General features: G+C 33.1%; 1 pseudogene. It reads right to left on the bottom strand.

Going from position 1 to position 281, the window contains the following annotated elements:
• Positions 1-281, bottom strand: a pseudogene (locus tag GH754_RS20155) (hypothetical protein); the annotation flags it as partial.

Below are 281 nucleotides of genomic sequence, written 5' to 3'. Positions count from 1 at the left end.
AAAGGTCAAGAATTGGATTTAAATATAACTTCTCTTCGCCTAGACATTTGAATTCTGTAATGTCGGTTACTAACTTTTGAAGAGGTATATGATACACTTTTTTATGGTTAAATTGAACAGCAGTTTCTAAATAGGAAGCATCTGTTTCTAGTATAAATTGTACTGCATCTAATTTAAATTGAACAGAATACTTCTGCTTCGTTTTTCTTCGTTTTAATCCATCCATGCCCTGGGCTTTATAGGCTCTCACCCAACTTCTTAATGGATTAGTACTTGCCATA

Origin of the sequence: Salinibacillus xinjiangensis (genome assembly GCF_009649735.1) — a bacterium.
GTDB classification, from domain to species: Bacteria; Bacillota; Bacilli; order Bacillales; family Alkalibacillaceae; genus Salinibacillus; species Salinibacillus xinjiangensis.
The sequence above is the reverse complement of the archived record's forward strand: the minus strand, read 5'-3'. Positions and strand labels throughout refer to the sequence as shown.